Origin of the sequence: Nocardia sp. NPDC050717, from assembly GCF_040654275.1 — a bacterium.
In the GTDB taxonomy this organism is placed as follows: Bacteria; Actinomycetota; Actinomycetes; order Mycobacteriales; family Mycobacteriaceae; genus Nocardia.
This window is the reverse complement of sequence record NZ_JBFAHR010000003.1, coordinates 395,768-413,816: the sequence shown is the minus strand read 5'-3', so window position 1 is coordinate 413,816 and position 18,049 is coordinate 395,768. Positions and strand designations below refer to the sequence as shown.

Sequence of the window (18,049 nt, the reverse complement as noted above, 5' to 3'; positions counted from 1 at the left end):
ATGGCGTTCGTGAGAGAGCGGAGAACGAACCGGTGGAAACCCTCCTGGTAGTCGGAGCGGGGCCGAAAGCCCTTGCGGTAGCGGCTAAATCGCACGTCCTGCGCGCTCTCGGGCTGTCCGCTCCCCGCGTGATCGTGGTGGAGTCGCACGCGGTCGGCGGCAACTGGCTGCCCACCGGCGGGTGGACCGACGGTCAGCATCGCCTCGGCACCAGCCCCGAGAAGGACATCGGCTTCCCGTACCGATCCACCTGGGCGCGCGGTCGCAACCGCGAGATCGATCAGGGGATGGCCGCGTTCAGCTGGACCTCGTTCCTGATCGAGCACGGCACCTACGCCGAGTGGATCGACCGCGGCAGGCCGAGCCCGCAGCACCACGTGTGGGCCAAATACCTGCAGTGGGTCGCCAAGTCCATCGATCTGGAACTGGTGCTCGGCAAGGTCGAGCAGGTCAGCCATGCCGGTGACCGCTGGCAGGTCGACGTCGTCGACGCCGACGGCCACCGCACCGAACTGGCCGCCGACGGCCTGATGATCACCGGCCCCGGCCGCAGCAGCCGCGCGCTCGCCGAACATCCGCGCGTGCTCAGCATCGCCGAGTTCTGGGACCTGGCGGGCAAGCGCAGCCTGCCGGTGGCCTCACGCGCCGCGGTGATCGGCGGCGGCGAGACCGCGGGCTCGGCGCTGGACGAATTGGTGCGCCACGAGATGCTCACCATCTCGGTGATCTCGCCGATGGCCACCCTCTACACCCGCGGCGAGAGCTTCTTCGAGAACTCGCTGTTCAGCGACCCGGTGAAGTGGAACGCGCTGAGCATCCAGGAGCGTCGCGACGTCATCCGGCGCACCGACCGCGGGGTGTTCTCGGTGCGCGTGCAGGAGAGCCTGCTCGGCGACAACCGCGTGCACCACCTGCAGGGCCGCGTCACCAAGATCGTGCCGCGAGGCGAGTCGCTCGCGCTGACCCTGACCAACGAGCTGCGCGCCGACCAGGTGCACAACTTCGATCTGGTCGTCGACGCGACCGGCGGGCAGCCGCTGTGGTTCCTCGAGATGTTCGACCAGCAGACCGCCGACCAGCTCGAGCTCGCGGTGGGCGGCCCGCTGACCCAGCAGCGCATCGAGGCGTCGATCGGCTACGACCTCGCGGTCACCGGTCTGGCCGGAAAGCTCTACCTGCCGAACATGGCCGCGCTCGCGCAGGGCCCAGGTTTCCCGAATCTGAGCTGCCTCGGGGAACTCTCGGACCGCGTGTTGCAGAGTGAGCCTGCCAGGAGCCGGACACGCGCCGCGGCTCGCTGAGCACACGAAACAGCCCCGCGCGGCAGACGGCGCGGGGCTGTTCGGGTCGGACTCAGGCCCGGGCGACGGGCAGGTCGTCAGGAGTGCGCGGCGCCGCGTAGAGGGCGATGCGACGGTCGGGACGGACGTCGAATTCGTCGATCCGATGGAAGCCCGCCTTGGTGAGACTGCGGCAGATGGCCTGGTTGCGATGGTCGGGATCGCCGAGGACGCGGTGGCAGTCGGGGTTCGCGGCGAAGAGCGCGGTGACCATCGTGGCGATCCAGCCGGTCATGATGCCCTTGCCGATCACCGCGGTGTCGGCGGTGGCGATGTGGAAGCCGATGTCGCCGGGGGTCGCGTCGTACAGGCGGCCGATCTCGTCCTTGGCGGCGCGGTAGAACTCGAGGTAGGCCACGTCGCGGACGCCGAGTTCCGGCCTGCCGAGCACCTCGAAGTCGAGGCTGAGAATGCAGGGGCGCGAATACGTTCCGGCCAGCTGGGCGCGGAAGTCGGTGCGGCGGCGCTCGGCGTCCCAGTCCTGCTCCCAGGATTCGAGCAGGTGCTCGCGGGTCATCCACTCGGCCAGCAGTTCGGGGTCGGTACCGTCCGGGTCGGCCGCGCGCAGGGCGAACGGCGGTGCGAACACCGGCAGGCTCGGCGCCGGTGCGGCGGCTACGTCGGCGGGCAGGTCGGTCTGCTCGCGGGGTAGCACGTAGGGGGTCCCGGCGGGGCTCATCTGGCTCGGCGCTCCGTTCAATCACACACCGTGGCGGTCGATCACAAACCGCGGCGTTTCAATCGGAAATCATGGCGATCCGGTCGTTCGATCGCCACCGTTGTCACGTCAATGGTAAGGCTAGCCTATACTAATGGCCGGATGATATTGTTGCCCGACCGATCGCCCGATGGTTGCCGGACCGGCATCCCGGGTCGGTCTCGGGTGCAACAGGATTCGCCCCGGTTCCGTGCGACTGCGCGAGCCGGTCCGTGCCTGCGCGCGGAGTTGGACAGTGCGAAACGGCGGCGTGACCCTGCGTGGCCGGTGAGGGAGAGACATGGCAAGAGAACTCGGCTGGATCAGGCAATTCCAGGCCCCCAGGACCGATTCCCTACCGCCGCTGATCGTCTTCCCGCACGCGGGGGCCGGCGCGTCGGCCTACCGGGTGTTCGCCAAGCGGATGAGCCAGGACTTCGACACCGTCATCGTGCAGTACCCGGGCCGCCAGGACCGCCTGGCCGAACCCGCCGCGCAGACCCTGCCCGAGCTCGCCGCAGGCGCCTTCGAGGCCTTCCGCGGCTCGGCCCGCGACACCGGCGCCCCGCTGACCGTCTTCGGCCACAGCATGGGCTCGATCGCCGCCTTCGAGTTCGTCCGGCTGGCCGAGGCCGCCGGGTTGGCCGTGCGTTTGCTGGTGGTCTCCGCCGCGGCCGCCCCGCACCGGATCGCCGAGCTGCCAGGGCATCCCACCGAGGACGAGGAACTGCTCGACCACATGTCCGCGCTCAACGGCACCGGCGCCGACGTGATGGCCAGCCGCGAGGTCATGCGGATGGCGCTGCCGGTCCTCAAGGCCGACTACCGCGCCTTCGACGCGTACTCCTGCGGCGCCGACGTCCAGGTCGCCGCGCCCCTGCTGGTGCTCGGCGGCGACGACGACCCGTTCGTCGGTCCCCGTGATCTGTACGGCTGGGAGCAGAGCACCACCGCCTCGATCGAGGTCAACCTGTTCGCGGGCGGCCACTTCTACATCGACGAGAACATCGACGGTGTCGCCGAGGTGCTCGCGGGTCAGGCGCTCGCCCGATGACTCAGGACACCGATCCCATCGTCATCGTCGGCATGGGAGTCGAGGCCCCCGGCGGCGTCGACACCCTGCCCGCCTTCTGGTCGGCGCTGGCCGACGGCCGCGAACTCATCGGGCCCTTTCCCCGTGATCGGGACTGGCCGCTCGACGAACTGTTCGCCCTCGGCAGGCTCGACGGCTGGGCGCCCGTGCGCGACGCGGGCGGCTTCCTCGACGGCGCCACCGAATTCGACGCCCAGTTCTTCGGCATCACCCCGCGCGAGGCCGTGGCCATGGACCCGCAGCAGCGGGTCGCCCTGCGGGTGGCGTGGCGCGCGCTCGAGCACGCGGGCGTCAATCCCGGTGCGCTCGACGGTGATCCGGCCGGCGTCTGGATGGGCGTGTCGACGGTCGAGTACGGACCGCGCGTCGGCGAGGTCAACGAGTACAGCGGCTACCGCGCCACCGGCACCGCGCTCGGCGCGGTGGCGGGCCGGATCTCGCACGGGCTCGGCCTGATCGGCCCGTCGATCAGCGTCGACACCGCGTGCGCGTCCTCGCTGACCGCGGTGCACCAGGCCGCCGCCGCCGTGCGCGCGGGCGAGTGCGACTGGGCGCTGGCCGGTGGCGTGTGCGTGATGGGTTCGCCCGGCGCGTTCTACGAGTTCTCCAAGAACAACGCGCTGGCCACCGACGGCCACTGCCGTTCCTACGCCGCCGATCCGACCGGGACCCTGTGGGGCGAGGGCGCCGGCGTCGTCGTGCTGGAACGGGAGTCGCGGGCGAAGGCGCTCGGTCACCGGATCTACGGTCAGCTGCTCGGCTCGCGGGTCAACCACAACGGCGCGGGCGCGCCGATCGCGGTGCCCAGCGCGGCCGCCCAGCAGCGGCTCATCGAGGCCACCGTCGCCGCGGCCGGGATCGACGCGAGCGCGATCGGTCTCATCGAGGGGCACGGCACCGGCACCGCCGTCGGCGATCCGCTCGAATTGACCGCGCTGGCGGCCACTTACGGTGCCGCCGACCGTCCCGACACCCCGTTGCTCGGCTCGGTGAAGTCCAACGCGGGTCACGCCCAGGCGGCGTCGGGCATGCTCGGGCTGATCAAGGTGCTGCTGTGCGGCGCGCACGGCGCGATCGCGCCGAGCCTGTGGGCCGATGCCCCGACCACCGACATCGACTGGGACGCGACCAGTCTGCGGCTCGCCGCGAAACTCACCGACTGGGCGCCGCGCGCCGACGGCCTGCGCTACGCCGCGGTGTCCTCGTTCGGTGTCGCGGGAACCAACGCGCACGCCATCGTCGGCCTGCCGATGCTGGAGGAGACCAACCATGGCTGAGTACCGTCTGCCCGACGGGCGCGTTCCCGTCCTGCTGTCCTCCGACAGCGTCGACGGGCTGCGCGCCGAGGCCGCCGCCGTGCGCGACTACCTGTCCGAACACCCCGAGGTGGGTGCGGAACGCCTGGCGGACATGCTGTTTCGCACCCGCGTGCCGCGCCGTCGGCGGGCCCTGATCCTCGCCACCGCGGGTTCGGCCACCACCGACGAACTGTCGGCCGCCCTCGACGCGATCGCCACCGACGCCGACCACCCGTCCGTGGTGCGCGGCGACGTGGCCGCGAGCGCGCGCCGCGTCGGGTTCGTCTTCCCCGGCCAGGGCAGCCAGCGGCCGGGGATGGGCGCGCTGTTCTACGCGCAGTCCGCGGCCTATCGCGCCGTCGTCGACGAATGCGCGGCCCTGCACGAGGAGCGCTTCGGCCATTCCCAGCCGCTGCACTACCTACTCGGTCACGAGGGGCAGTACGAGGACACGGTGTGGGAGGTCCAGCCCGCGCTGATGTTCCACATGACCGGCCTGGCCGCTGTGTGGCGCGCCGCCGGTGTCGAACCGAGCGCGACCGTCGGGCACAGCCAGGGCGAGCTCGCCGCGGGCGCCGTCTCCGGAGTGATGACCCTGCGCGACTCGGTCCTCGCGGTGACCCACCGCGCCCTGCTCGCGGATCGGCTGTCGCCGCGCGGCTATTCGATGGCCGTGTTCGGTATGGACCGCGAGAGCGTGGAAGCGCTGATGGCCCGGCATTCGGGCTGGGCGGAGCTGGCGGTCGTCAACTCGCCGCACATCATCGCCATCTCCGGCGAGCGCGGCGCCGTCATCGACCTGGTCGCGGCGGCCACCGAGCGTGGCCAGTTCGCCAGAGAGATCCGGGTCGCCTTCCCGGCGCACACCTCGATCGTCGCCGAGGTGCGGGCCGATTTCGAGGGCTTCCTCGGCGACGAGATGAGCTCGACGAACTTCGCGCCCACCGAGATCCCCTGCTACGGAGCGACTCTCGGTGAACCGATCACGCCCGACCTCAAGCAGGAGGAGTACTGGTTCTGGAACCTGCGCAACCGGGTGCGGTTCGACCGCGCCGTGGTCAACGCGGGCGGCGACGGTGTCGACCTGATGATCGAGGTCGCCGAGCACCCGATCCTGCAGCTGGCACTGCAGGAGAACCTGAGCCAGGTCCCGGCCCGTCCCGGCCTGCCGCCGCGGGACTTCCGCGTCCTCGGCACCTCGTTGCGCACGGCGGAGGACCTGTCCGAGTTCACCCGCAATCTCGCCCAGGTCGCCGTCCTCGATCTCGGCTACCGGTGGGACGCGCTGCGCGTCGACGACTCGGTCACCCTGCCGCTGCGCGATTTCCCGCACACGATCACCGCCCCCAAGCGCCTGTGGGCGCCGCTCGGCGCGCGCGAGACGCCCGCCGAACTCGTCGTCAGCGCGCCGAAACCGCAACGGCTGGTGGAGGAGTGGACGCCACTGCAGCGGCGGACGCTGACCGCGCCCCGCAATCTGCTCATCGTCGACCACACCGGTGCCTGCGCCGACACCGCGGCCGCCCTGCTGACGGCCGCCGACCGCCACGGTGCCGACGCCAGGGTGCTCGGCCCGCTGGAGCTCGCCGCGGCCGACAGCGTGTCGGCAGCCGCTGCTCAGGCCCCGCCGTCCGGGAACGACCGCGCCGGAACCGGAGCGGGCGAGATCACCGCCGACACGGTGCTCGTCCTGCTGCCTGCCGGTGGTGACGAGAGCGTGGCCGACGCGACCGAGGCCCTGACCCGCTTCTACGCCGACCGCCCCTGGGCCGCCGCGCTGTCCGCGCTGCGTCCGGGCGGGGAGTGCTGGCTGCTCACCGTCGGCGGCGAAGCCGTGCACGACAGCGATCCCGTCCCCGGTCTGTTCCAGGCGGGCGTGGCGGCCGGATTCCGCAGCGTCGGTATCGAACACCCGGGCCTGCGGTTCCGTCATCTCGACATCGCCGCGCACGAACCGGCGACGACGCAGGCCGCCAAGATCATCGGCGCCGTGCACTCCGCCGGTGAGGCCGAGCTGGCGCTGCGGTCGGGCAAGCTCTTCGTCAAGCGCCTCGTCCCCGACACCGTGCCCGAAAGCGGTTCGCTCGGAACAGGTCTCGACCATGTCGTCATCGTCGGCGGCACCGGCAAGCTGGGGTTGCGCTTCACCGAGCATCTGGCGCGGGTGGGCGCGGGCCGGGTCACCCTGCTCAGCCGCAGCGGTGAGACCGAGGCGCTGGCGGGCGAACTGGCGCGGTTGCGCCGGCTCGGCAGCACCGAGATCGTGGTCAGCGCCTGCGATGTCAGCGATGCCGTCGCCGCGAAGGCCTTCGGCGCCGGGATCGCCGATCGCCCGGCCGATCTGGTGATCCACGCCGCCGTCAACTACGTCGACGCCGAACTGGGCGCGATCACCGCCGCCGACGTGCGCACCGCGGCCGCCGCCAAGCTGCGCGGCCTGGACAATCTCGTCGACAACGCGCCGCTCACCGCCGACGCACGGGTCCTGCTGTGCTCGTCGATGGCCGCGACCATCGGTGGCCGCGGGCAGATCCTGTACGCGGTGACCAACCGGATGCTCGATGTCGCGGCCCGTCGCCTGCGCGTGCGTGGCATCGCCGCGGCCAGTCTCCAGTGGGGTCTGTGGAGTGTGGCCGGTCCGCTCGACGACGCCGGGTTCGCCCGGGTCGAGGAAGCGGGGGTGTACCCGATGGTTCCCGCCGACGCGATCGCGGCCGGGCTCGCCGAGCCGGTCCGCGACGGCATGATCATCGCCGCCGACTGGGACTTCCTGCGCGAGGTGCTCGGCGCCTTCGGCCAGGAGAGCCTGCTCACCGGACTCGAATCGACTGTGCCCGCACCGCGGCCGACCACGCCACCGCCGGCCACCGAGGCGGAGCAGGCGAAGGCCGCGGCGCCAATGCCGAGCGCCGACGCCGTCCCGCTCGATCTGCGCATGCGCACCGAGCTGCTGAAGGTGATCGGCGGCGACAGCACCGAATCCATCGACGCCACCATGCCGTTGGTCGCGCTCGGCCTGGATTCCCTGCAGGCCTTGGACTTCCGCAAGCGGGTCAAGGCCGAGCTGGACCGGGATCTGCCGGTCGCGGCGATTCTCGGCGGGGCGTCGCTCGACGACGTCGTGCTGCTGATGGCACAGAACACCAACCAGGGCTGAGGGGCCGAAAGAACATGTCAGACACCGAAGCCACCCTGTCCGTCGCCGAGCGCCGCAAGCAGCTGCTGCAGCAGAAACTGCGTGCCAGCGGCATGGCCGCCGCGGCGCCGACCGCGACCGCCGTCCCGCGCATCGCCGCGGGGGAGCGGTGCCCGCTCACCCCCGGCCAGCGCCGGATGTGGTTCCTGCAGACCCGCGACGCCGACGACACGGCCCTCAACATCTGTGTCGCCTACCGGCTCACCGGTCCGCTCGACGCCGACCTCCTGCACGCCGCCTTCGACGCCGTCGTCGCCCGCCACGACATCCTGCGCACCACCTACGGCGCCGATGCCGAGGGCGAACCGTTCCAGGTGTTCACCGCCGAGGCGCGTGCCGAATGGACCACTCACGACCTCACCGACCTCGCCGAATCCGGCCGCGACCTGCGTGTGGAGGTGCTGGCCCGCCGCGATTTCGACCGTCCCTTCGCGCTGGGTACCGAGCTTCCGCTGCGGGCCACGCTGATCCGCACCGGCGCCGACGAGCACGTGGTGCTGTTCACCATCCACCACATCTGCTGGGACGACGATTCCTGGGCGGTGTTCTTCGCCGAGCTGAACGCCGCCTACCGGGCGGCGGCGACCCGGCGCGCGGCATCGGCCGAGGAGACCGGCGCCGTTCCCGGGGACGTGACCACCGCGCGTCCCGCCGGCCCGGACGACAGCGTGCAGTTCGCCGCGATCGCTCCCACCGCCGAACCCGCCGAAGCGGACGTCGCCTACTGGCGCGACGCGCTGCGCCCGCTCCCCGAGCCGCTGGAACTGCCCGGATCGGCCGCGGCGAACCCCGGCCGGCACGCCCAGCGCCGCACCCATCGGCTGCCTGCCGAGCTGGTCGCCCGCACCGAGCAGTTCGCGCGCGAGCAGGCCGCCACGCCGTTCATGGTGCTGCTGGCCGGCTTCGACGCGCTCGTGCACCGCTACACCGCCGCCGACGACTTCCTGGTCTCCGTGCCGGTCACCGACCGCCCGGCGGGCACCGAACAGCTCATCGGCTACTTCGGCAACACCCTGCTGCTGCGCGCCACCCTCGGCGCGCGCACCGACTTCGCCGGTCTGGTCGCCGCCGTGCGCGAGACCTGTGCCGGCGCGTTCGCCCGGCGCGGTGTCGGCATCGATCGCGTTGTCCGCGAGGCCAATCCGGATCGGGTGGCCGGCCGCGACGGCATGGATCAGCTGGTGCGCCTCGGCTTCTCCGTGCGCAAGAGCGCCGACGGGTTCGCCATCGACGGTGTGCGCTCCACCCAGCTCGAGCTGGGCGCCGCGAGCGCGCAGGTGCCGCTGTCGCTGGCCATCGTGCTCGAGGCCGACGGCACCGCCGTCGTCGAGGCCGAATACCAGACCGACGTGCTCGCCGAGCCGCTCGTCGACCAGTTGCTCGCGCACTTCGGCAACCTGCTCGACGCCGCCCTGCGCGACCCGAGCCGCCGCCTCGCCGACCTCGACATGCTCGGCGCCACCGACCGCGCCGCCCTGCTGGAGCGCTCGCACGGCCCGCTCGTCGAGCAGCCCGCGACCACACTGGTCACGCTGCTCGAAGCCGCCGCGGCCGCCGACCCCGCGGCCACCGCGCTGGCCTCCGACGACGTCGAACTCAGCTACGGCGTTCTGCACGCGCGCGCGAACCGGTTGGCGCACTGGCTGATCGGGCAGGGCATCGGCGCCGAGGACATCGTCGGCCTGCGCCTGGGCACCTCGGTGGAGTTCATCGTCGCCGTGCTCGCCGTGCTGAAGGCGGGCGGCGCCTACCTGCCGATCGACCCGGCCTACCCCGAAGACCGGATCGAGTACCTCGTCGCCGACGCGAAGCCCCGATTGCTGCTCGGCGCACCGGAACTGGCCGACGCCGAGGCCGCCGCCGCGGCGCTGCCCGAGACCGCGCCCACCGACGCCGACCGTGTGCGCCCGCTGCTGCCCGCGAACCTCGCCTACGTCATCTACACCTCCGGCTCGACCGGCAAGCCCAAGGGCGTGCCGGTGCCGCACGCGGCGATCGCCGAACACATCGTCTGCTTCACCGCCGACTGGAACATGACCGCCGAGGACCGGCTGATGCAGTCCTCGTCGGTGAGCTTCGACGCCTCGCTGGTCGACATCGCCATCACGCTCACCGTCGGCGCGCAGCTGATCGTGCCCAAGCCCAACGCCTTCCGCGACATCCGCTACGTCGCCGACCTCATCACCCGCCGCCGGGTGACGGTGCTGCACATGGTGCCGTCCATGCTGAGCACCTTCCTGCTGCTGCCCGAGGTGAGCGAATGGCGCACCCTGCGCCAGGTCCCCGTCGGCGGCGAGGCGCTGCCCGGTGAGGTCGCCGACCGCTTCGCCAACACCCTCGACGCCGAGCTGCGCAACCACTACGGCCCCACCGAGGCGGTGGTGTGCTCCACGCACATGCCCGTCGACGGGCCGCAGGGCACCGGCGTGGTGCCGATCGGTGTCCCCAACCGCAACGTCTACACCTATGTCCTCGACGAGGCACTGCACCTGGTGCCCGACGGGGTCGTCGGCGAGCTGTACCTGGGCGGCGAGCAGCTCGCCCGCGGCTATCTCGATCGACCCGCGCTGAGCGCGCAGCGCTTCGTCGCCGACCCGTTCACCCCGGGCGCGCGGCTCTACCGCTCCGGTGACCTGGTGCGCCGCAACAGCTTCGGTGAACTCGAGTTCGTCGGCCGCGCCGACGAGCAGGTGAAGGTACGCGGTTTCCGCATCGAACTCGGTGAGGTGGAGGCCGCGATCGCGGCACACCCGGCCGTGGCCCACTGCGTCGTGATCGTCACCGAGGATCCCGCCATCGGCGCGATGCTGGCCGCCTACGTGGTGCCCGCCGAGGAGTCCGTCGACCTGGAACAGGTGCAGGCCTTCGCCGCGGCCGGGCTGCCGGAGTACATGGTGCCCAGCGCGTTCGCGGTGATCCCGGAGATCCCGCTGACCGTCAACGGCAAGCTCGACAAGCGGGCCCTGCCCGCCGCGACCCCCGCCGTCGCGCGCACCCACCGCGCGCCGGCCACCGCCACCGAGCGCAAGATGTGCGCGCTGTTCGGTGCCCTGTTCAACCTCGACGAGGTCGGCGCCGAGGACTCCTTCTTCGAGCTCGGCGGGCACTCGCTGCTCGCGGCCAGGCTGGTCGCCCAGGTGCGCGCCGAATTCGGCGTCGAACTCGACGTGCGCGTGGTCTTCGACAGCCCGACCCCGGCCGCGCTGGCCGCGAACCTGGTCGCGCGCTTCCTCGCCGAATTCGACATCGACCTCGACGCGGTGGATTCCGAGGAGGCCGAGGAGGTTTCGTTCGACGACGGCGCCGCACGCGGAATCGACGGTTCGCCGGCAGCGGAGTCGCAGGTCGGCGCCGGGCCGGAATCGCAGGCTCGCACCGCACGTCCCGCCCTCGGCGGACGGGTGCGCGGCGAGCGCATCCCCCTGTCCTACTCGCAGCTGGCCATGTGGTTCCAGTACCGCATGGAAGGCGCGGGCTCGGTCGGCAACCTGCCGCTGGCCCTGCGTTTCGAGGGCGCACTCGACATCGCGGCGCTGCGCTCGGCGCTCGACGACGTCGTCGCCAGGCACGAATCCCTGCGCACCACCTTCCCCGAGCAGGACGGCCTGCCGTACCAGGTCGTGCACCCCGCCACCGCGGTGCCGCTGCCGATCCGGGAGATCGCGCCCGCCGAGCTGTCCGCCGAGCTGGCCGAGATCGCGACATACGCGTTCACCCTCGACGGCGAACCACTGCTCCGCGCCGAACTGCTCGTGCTCGACGCCGAGACCCACGTGCTGTCGCTGCTGGTGCACCACATCGTCGCCGACCACGCGTCCTTCGGCGTGCTGCTCGACGACCTGACCACCGCCTACCGTGCGCGCGTCGAGTCGGGTGCGGCGCCGAGCTGGCAGCCGCTGCCGATCCAGTTCGCCGACTACGCGCTCTGGCAGCGCGAGCTGTTCGACCAGGCCGCGCCGAGCGAGTTCGCGCTGGCCCAGATCGAATACTGGCGCTCGGCCCTGGCCGGGGTGCCCGAGGAGATCGCGGTCGCCCACGACCGTCCGCGTCCGCCGGTGCTCGGCAAGCGCGGCGAGGTGGTCACCTTCACGCTGCCCGCCGGCGTGCGCTCGGGCCTGGAAGCGCTCGCGATGCGCAGCGGCGCCACCGAATTCATGGTCTGCCAGGCCGCGGTGGCCACCCTGCTGCACACCCTCGGCGGCGGCACCGACATCACCCTCGGCACGCCGGTGGCGGCCAGGACCGACCCGGCCACCACGAACCTGATCGGCCTGTTCGCCAACATGGTGGTGCTGCGCAACGACTTCACGGGCGCGCCGACCCTGCGCGACACCGTGCTCGCGGCGCGCGATGTCGTCCTCGACGCCAACGCGCACCAGGATCTGCCGATCGAACGGCTCGTCGAAGCGCTCAACCCCCGCCGCTCACGCTCCCGGAACCCCCTGTTCCAGAGCATGATCCACTTCCGTGGCGCCGACTGGGCCCCGGCCACCCTGCCGTTCGCGTCCTCGGGCGCGTCGACGGTGACCGTGCTACCCGCCGACTTCGACGTCTCGTTCCTGGATCTGAACCTGAGCCTGAACGTCACCGCCGACGGCGGCATGGACGTGCGCGTCGTCGTCAACGCCGACCTCTACGACCCGGCCACCGCGGCCCTCATCGCCGACGCCCTGGCCGCCACCCTGCGGGCCTTCGCCGAGACCCCCGACCTGCCGGTCACCGACCTCCGGGTGCTGCCCGAGGCCGACCTCGACCGGCTGCGCACCGCGCCCGAACCGGCTGCCGCCGTGGCGGTCGCCGGCGCGGTCGCGGCGGGCTCGGACACCGAAAGCGCTCTGATCAGGCTGATCGAGGAACTGCTCGAGATCGACGACGTCACCGGCGAGGACAACTTCTTCGCCCTCGGCGGCGACAGCGTGATCTCCATCCAGTGGTCGGCCCGCGCCGCGGAGCTCGGCCTGCCGCTGACCCCGCAGCTCGTGTTCGAGTGCGCGACGATCACCGAACTGGCCGCCGCGGTGGACGCCGCCGCGGCCTCGGAGCCGGCGAAGACCGAGGAGCCCGAACAGGTGACGCACGCGCCGATGAGCGCATCCGGTCTCGACTCGGACGCGCTGTCGGCGTTGACCGCAGCCTGGTCCGCACAGGAATGACCGGCTCAGCACCACGGCGGCGCCGCCGCAGCACGATCACCCAGCTAGGAGAGGACGCAGCATGAGTGCGCCGCAGATCGAAGACGTACTCGCGCTGAGTCCGCTGCAGGAGGGTCTGTTCTCGCTGTCGCGGATCGCGGGCACCGAGATCGACCTGTACACCATGCAGTTCGTGGTGGACATCGACGGCCCGCTCGACACCGACCTGCTGCGCCGCAGCGCCCAGGCGATGCTGGACCGGCACCCGAACCTGCGGGCCGCGTTCTGGGACACCGATGTGCCCAAACCGGTGCAGATCATCCCGTCCAGGGCGGAACTGCCGTGGACCGAACGCGCGGCGAGTTCGTCGGAGTTCGACGCGATCGCCGAGTCCGAGCGGCGCATCCCGTTCGTGCTCAGCCGCGGTCCCGCACTGCGGGTGCTGCTGCTCGACGTCACCGACGCGCCCACGCCGCGCAAGCGGATGATCCTCACCGCGCACCACATCCTCATGGACGGCTGGGCGGTCGCGGTGTTCTTCACCGAACTGCTCGCCGTCTACCGGGCGGGCGGACGCCTCGACGGGCTGCCCGCGCCGCGCCCCTACCGCGACTACATCGGCTGGCTCGGCGCCCAGGACCACGCCGCCGCGGCCGCCCGCTGGGCCGAGTACCTGGGGCAGGTCGGCGCGCCGCTGGTGCTGGCCGACGGCACCGCGACGAGCGGTTCCACCGTGCCGGAGACCACACGACTTCGCCTGTCCGCCACCGAGACCGAGCGGCTGCAGCGGTGGGCCCGCGCCAACGGCATGACACTCAACACCGCCGTGCAGTTCGCCTGGACGCTGCTGCTCGGCCGGATCACCGACCGCCGCGACGTCGTCTACGGCACCACCATCTCCGGCCGTCCCGAGAAGCTCACGGGCGTGGAGGGCATGGTCGGCCTGTTCATCAACACCGTTCCGGTCGTGCACCGGCTCGACCCGGCCGAACCCGTCGTCGCGCAATGCGCGCGCCTGCAACGGGATTCGTCCACCATGCGCGACATCGGCTACCTGAGCCTGTCGACGCTGCAACGCGCCGCCGGGCACGGCGCCCTCTTCGACACCCTGTTCGTGTTCGAGAACGCCCCGATCGACGACGCCATCCAGACGGTCACCACCCCGGACGGCGCACAGTTCCGGCCGATCGAGATGGAAAGCCTCGCGCACTACCCGCTCACCGTCGTCTCGCACCTGAGCGAGGGGGAGCTGCTCGTCCTCGTCGAGGCGCTCCCCGCGCTGCTGGGCCACCTCGACCCCGCCGACCTGGGGCAGCGTCTGGTGCGCATCCTGCGCACGCTGCCCGATCTCGACGCCGCCGCCACCCTCGACGCGATCGACCTGCTCAGCGCGGAGGAGCACGCCGACCTCGCGGCGGCGGCCGCCGACCTCGCCCCGGCGCCGACGGAGACGCCGTGGGACCTGTTCGCGGGCCAGGCCGCCGCGACGCCGGACGCGACCGCCCTCGCCACCACGGTTGGCGAGGTTCTCACCTACGGCGAGCTGCACGCCCGGGCCTGCCGGCTCGCGGGGGAGTTCGCCGCGCACGGCGTCGGCCCGGAAACCGTTGTCGCGCTGATGCTCCCGCGGGGGTCGGCATCGGTCGTCACCATTCTGGCCACCTTCGCCGCCGGCGCCGCTTACGTCCCGGTCGACATCACGCTGCCCGCCGAGCGCATCGCTTCGATTCTGTGCCAATCGAATCCGGCGCTGGTAGTCATCGATGACCGAGACCGCGCCCTGCTCGCGGAGGCCGCGGCCCTTGCCGGTATCGACACCGCCACGGGACCGGTGGAGTCCGAGCCGGCCTTCGTGCGGCCGGAACGCGCACCGGCGGAGGCCGAGGATTCTGCTGCCACCGGATATTCGGCGGGCGCTCACGAGGCAGGGCGATCCGCCGCGGTCGTGCGCGATGTGGTGCCTGCCGCCTGCCTCGCGGCGTCCACCGCGGGGACCGGAGTCGGTGCGCGATTCGGGCCGCAGGCCACTCAGGTGCTGGTCCTCGACGACCCGGCCGTGGCCGCCCGCGTCGCCGCCCGCCCCGCGCAGGCCCCAGGGGTGCACCGCGACCTCGAGCACAGCGCCTACATCATCTTCACCTCCGGCTCCACCGGCGAACCCAAGGGCGTGGTCGGTACGAACGCCGCGCTGGCCGGATACTTCGCCGACCACCTGGCTCGCTTCTACCGGCCCGCCATGGCGAAACTCGGTCGCCCGCTGCGGATCGCGCACGCGTGGTCGCTCGGGTTCGACGCGTCCTGGCAGCCGATGGTCGGCCTCTTCGCCGGCCAGACCCTGCATCTGTTCGACAGCGAGGAGATGCGCGACGCGAACCGAATCGTCTCGGGGATGGCCGAATTCGGCGTCGACATGATCGACACCACCCCGTCCATGCTGGCACAGCTGGCCGCGGCGGGCCTGCTCGACCGGGAACTGCCGGTGCTCGCGCTCGGCGGCGAGGCCATCGACACCGCGCTGTGGGCCCGCCTGCGCGCCCTGCCGGGCACTGCGGTCTACAACTGCTACGGTCCGACCGAGACCACCGTCGAGGCGGTCGTCGCGCCGGTCGCCAGCTCCGACATCCCGACCATCGGCACCGCCAACGAAGGCATGGTCGGCTACGTCCTCGACTCCCGCCTGCGGCCCGTACCGCCCGGCATCGTCGGCGAGCTCTACCTGTCGGGTGTGCAGCTGGCCCGCGGCTACCTCGGCAAACCCGGCATCACCGCCGACCGGTTCTGCGCCGACCCGCACCGCCCGGGCCGACGCATGTACCGCACCGGCGATCTCGTTCGCAGGCTCCCCGGTGGCCGCTTCGGCTACCTCGGCCGCGCCGACGCGCAGGTCAAGGTGCGTGGCTACCGCATCGAGGTCGGCGAGATCGAGACCGCGCTGCGCCGCTCCGCCGAGATCGACACGGCCGCGGTGACCGTGGTGCGGCGCGCCGGTGGCGCCTCGCTGGTCGGCTTCGTCGTCGGCAAGGCCGGGCGCGCGGTGGTCGTGAGCCGGGTGCGCGCCGATCTGGCGCAGCGCCTGCCCGCGTACATGATTCCCGCGCGCATCGTCGTGCTCGACCAGCTGCCGGTGAACGTCAACGGCAAGCTGGACGGGCACGCCCTGCTTCGGCTCGCCGAGCAGACCCTCGCCGCGGCCGAGGGCAACGCCGCCGCCGAGACCCCCACCGAGATCGCGCTGAGCGAGGTCTTCGCCGAACTGTTCGACGGCCGCGCCCCCGGTGTCGACGCCGACTTCTACGAACTCGGTGTCGACAGCATCGTCGCGATCTCGCTGGTCAACAAGGCCCGCCGCCGTGGCCTCGCGCTGAACCCGCGCATGGTGCTCGCCTGCCCCACGATTCGCGAACTGGCCGCCGCGATCGACGAATCACCGGTCGCCGCCGCGAAATCCGACGACGACTACGGTGTCGTCCCGCCGCTGCCGGTCGTCTCCTGGATGTACGAGTACGGCAACTACCGTCGTTTCACGCAGAGCGCGCTGCTGCGGCTGCCCGCCGGAATCGATCGCGCCGGACTGGAAGCCACCCTCCAGGCCCTGCTCGACGCGCACGACACGCTGCGCGCCGTGCTCACCGACACCGCCGAGGGACCGCGCCTGGTCACCCGCGCACCCGGCGCGGTGCGGGCCGCCGACATCGTCATCGAAGCACCGCGCGGGCTCGCCTGCGCCGAACTCGACACGGCCATCACGCGATTCGCGCGTATCGCCAACGACGACATCGACCCGCGCGCTGGCGCGATGGTGCGCGCGGTATGGTTCGCCGAATCGGAAGGCGACGGCGAGGTCCTGCTGCTCGCGATCCATCACCTCGCGGTCGATGTCGTCTCCTGGCACATCATGATCGACGGGCTCGCCGCCGCCTGGCAGCAGATCCAGTCCGGCGTCGCCCCGAAGATGCTGCCCGAGTTCACCTCCTACCGGCAGTGGTCGGAGGCCATGTGGCGGCGTGCGAGCGAGCCCGAAGTGCTCGCCCAGCGCGCCTACTGGGCCGCCCAGGTGGCCGCGCCCGACGCCGCGCTCGGGTCTCGTCACCCCGCGCCGGCGACCGACACCTGGTCCACCCTGCGGGTGCGCCCGGTCGTCACCCCGGTGGCGCTGACCGAACGTCTGCTCGGCCGTCTCGGCAAGGACGAGGGCGTGCGCGAGCTGCTGCTCACCGCCCTCGCCATGACCATGGCCTCGGTCCACGCCGACAACGGAAACGACCCCGCCGCAGGCGCTTTGATCGCGCTGGAAGGTCACGGGCGCGCCGATGCCGAACTCGGCACCGACACCGCCAACACCCTCGGCTGGTTCACCAGCGTGTTCCCGGTGCGCCTCGGCGTCGGCACCGGTTCGGTGGATGTGGCGGGCGCCCAAGCGAATCCGGCTGCCGCGCGTGCGCTCCTCGACAGTGTGTCCACCCATCTGCGCGAGATCCCCAACCAGGGACTCGACTACGGTCTGCTCCGCTACGTCGACCGGGTCGGCGAACTGCGCGGCGCCGAACCGCAGGTCGAGTTCAACTACCTGGGCCGCATCGATCTCTCCGGCGCCGAGGGGGACGCGTGGTCGCTGCTGGTCGGCCCCCGCAACGAGGCCCTGCCGCTCGACCCGGAGCCCGACCTCCCGCTCCGGTACGCGCTCGACGTCATCGCAGGCATCGGCACCACGCCCGACGGCCCGGCCCTGACCACCAACTTCCGCTGGAGTACCGCCCTGTTCACCGAGGGGCAGGCGAACCGCCTCGCCGAGCTGTGGGCCGCGGCGCTCACAGCCCTGGCCGCCGCCATCGAGCACTGAACAGTGTCGGACGCGGGTGGCCGGACTGCCCGCGTTCGGCACCGCCGATGATTACGCTGGTCCGTGGAACATCGTCAGATCTCCGCCCGAGCCAGTCCGCTGTCTTTCGGAAGGACGTACAGATGAGCCCCACCGTCGGCGCGGTCGTCATCCCGGTCACCGACCTGGACGCCGCCAAGAAGATCTACACCGCCCTCTACGGCGAACCCCACACCGACCAGCCGTACTACGTCGGTTTCAACGTCAACGGCTTCGAGATCAGCCTCAACCCCCAGGGCGAGGGCGGCCCCGTCGCCATGACCGACGTCGACGACCTCGACGCCACCCGCTCCGCCCTGCTCGCGGCGGGCGCCACCGAACAATCACCCCCGCGCACCGTGGCCCCCGACCTGCGCATCTGCGTCCTCGCCGACAAGGACGGCAACCCCTTCGGGCTACGGGGGAAATAGCGGG

Annotated in this window: 8 protein-coding genes; 7 read left to right on the top strand and 1 reads right to left on the bottom strand. The window is 71.8% G+C overall.

What is annotated here, in order from left to right:
* Positions 1-32 precede the first annotated feature (32 nt).
* Positions 33-1,301 carry a SidA/IucD/PvdA family monooxygenase gene (locus AB0H56_RS10225; protein WP_357160050.1) on the top strand — a complete coding sequence of 423 codons (1,269 nt, stop codon included), beginning with the start codon at positions 33-35 and terminating at the stop codon, positions 1,299-1,301.
* A gap of 52 nt (positions 1,302-1,353) precedes the next feature.
* On the opposite strand, the gene AB0H56_RS10220 is transcribed toward AB0H56_RS10225, so the two are convergent.
* Positions 1,354-2,019 carry a GNAT family N-acetyltransferase gene (locus tag AB0H56_RS10220; protein ID WP_357160047.1) on the bottom strand — a complete coding sequence of 222 codons (666 nt, stop codon included), beginning with the start codon at positions 2,017-2,019 and terminating at the stop codon, positions 1,354-1,356.
* A gap of 319 nt (positions 2,020-2,338) precedes the next feature.
* Here AB0H56_RS10220 and AB0H56_RS10215 point away from each other — a divergent pair, with 319 nt between their 5' ends.
* The 6 genes from AB0H56_RS10215 to AB0H56_RS10190 all read left to right on the top strand — a co-directional run bounded on the left by AB0H56_RS10215 (position 2,339) and on the right by AB0H56_RS10190 (position 18,045).
* Entirely contained in the window at positions 2,339-3,091 is a 753-nt protein-coding gene (locus AB0H56_RS10215) for an alpha/beta fold hydrolase (RefSeq protein ID WP_232996621.1), read from the top strand.
* Positions 3,088-4,407, top strand: coding sequence for a polyketide synthase (locus tag AB0H56_RS10210; protein WP_357160044.1), 1,320 nt, complete (start codon positions 3,088-3,090; stop codon positions 4,405-4,407). The genes AB0H56_RS10215 and AB0H56_RS10210 overlap by 4 nt, the downstream gene beginning before the upstream one ends.
* Positions 4,400-7,585: a nocobactin polyketide synthase NbtC gene (gene nbtC / locus AB0H56_RS10205; protein ID WP_357160041.1), complete on the top strand. Its 3,186-nt coding sequence runs from the start codon at positions 4,400-4,402 to the stop codon at positions 7,583-7,585. Before AB0H56_RS10210 ends, nbtC begins: the two co-directional genes overlap by 8 nt.
* A gap of 14 nt (positions 7,586-7,599) precedes the next feature.
* Positions 7,600-12,777, top strand: a complete 5,178-nt coding sequence (locus tag AB0H56_RS10200) for an amino acid adenylation domain-containing protein (protein WP_357160038.1) — start codon at positions 7,600-7,602, stop codon at positions 12,775-12,777.
* A gap of 61 nt (positions 12,778-12,838) precedes the next feature.
* Positions 12,839-17,596, top strand: a complete 4,758-nt coding sequence (locus AB0H56_RS10195) for a condensation domain-containing protein (RefSeq protein ID WP_357160035.1) — start codon at positions 12,839-12,841, stop codon at positions 17,594-17,596.
* Positions 17,597-17,718: 122 nt separating this feature from the next.
* Positions 17,719-18,045 carry a VOC family protein gene (locus AB0H56_RS10190; RefSeq protein WP_110037206.1) on the top strand — a complete coding sequence of 109 codons (327 nt, stop codon included), beginning with the start codon at positions 17,719-17,721 and terminating at the stop codon, positions 18,043-18,045.
* Positions 18,046-18,049 lie beyond the last annotated feature (4 nt).

Excerpts from the sequence above, each read along its gene's own strand:
- AB0H56_RS10220 (WP_357160047.1), bottom strand. The coding sequence starts at position 2,019 with ATGAGCCCCGCCGGGACCCCCTACGTGCTACCCCGCGAGCAGACCGAC.
- AB0H56_RS10215 (WP_232996621.1), top strand. The coding sequence starts at position 2,339 with ATGGCAAGAGAACTCGGCTGGATCAGGCAATTCCAGGCCCCCAGGACC.
- AB0H56_RS10210 (WP_357160044.1), top strand. The coding sequence starts at position 3,088 with ATGACTCAGGACACCGATCCCATCGTCATCGTCGGCATGGGAGTCGAG.
- nbtC (WP_357160041.1), top strand. The coding sequence starts at position 4,400 with ATGGCTGAGTACCGTCTGCCCGACGGGCGCGTTCCCGTCCTGCTGTCC.
- AB0H56_RS10200 (WP_357160038.1), top strand. The coding sequence starts at position 7,600 with ATGTCAGACACCGAAGCCACCCTGTCCGTCGCCGAGCGCCGCAAGCAG.
- AB0H56_RS10195 (WP_357160035.1), top strand. The coding sequence starts at position 12,839 with ATGAGTGCGCCGCAGATCGAAGACGTACTCGCGCTGAGTCCGCTGCAG.
- AB0H56_RS10190 (WP_110037206.1), top strand. The coding sequence starts at position 17,719 with ATGAGCCCCACCGTCGGCGCGGTCGTCATCCCGGTCACCGACCTGGAC.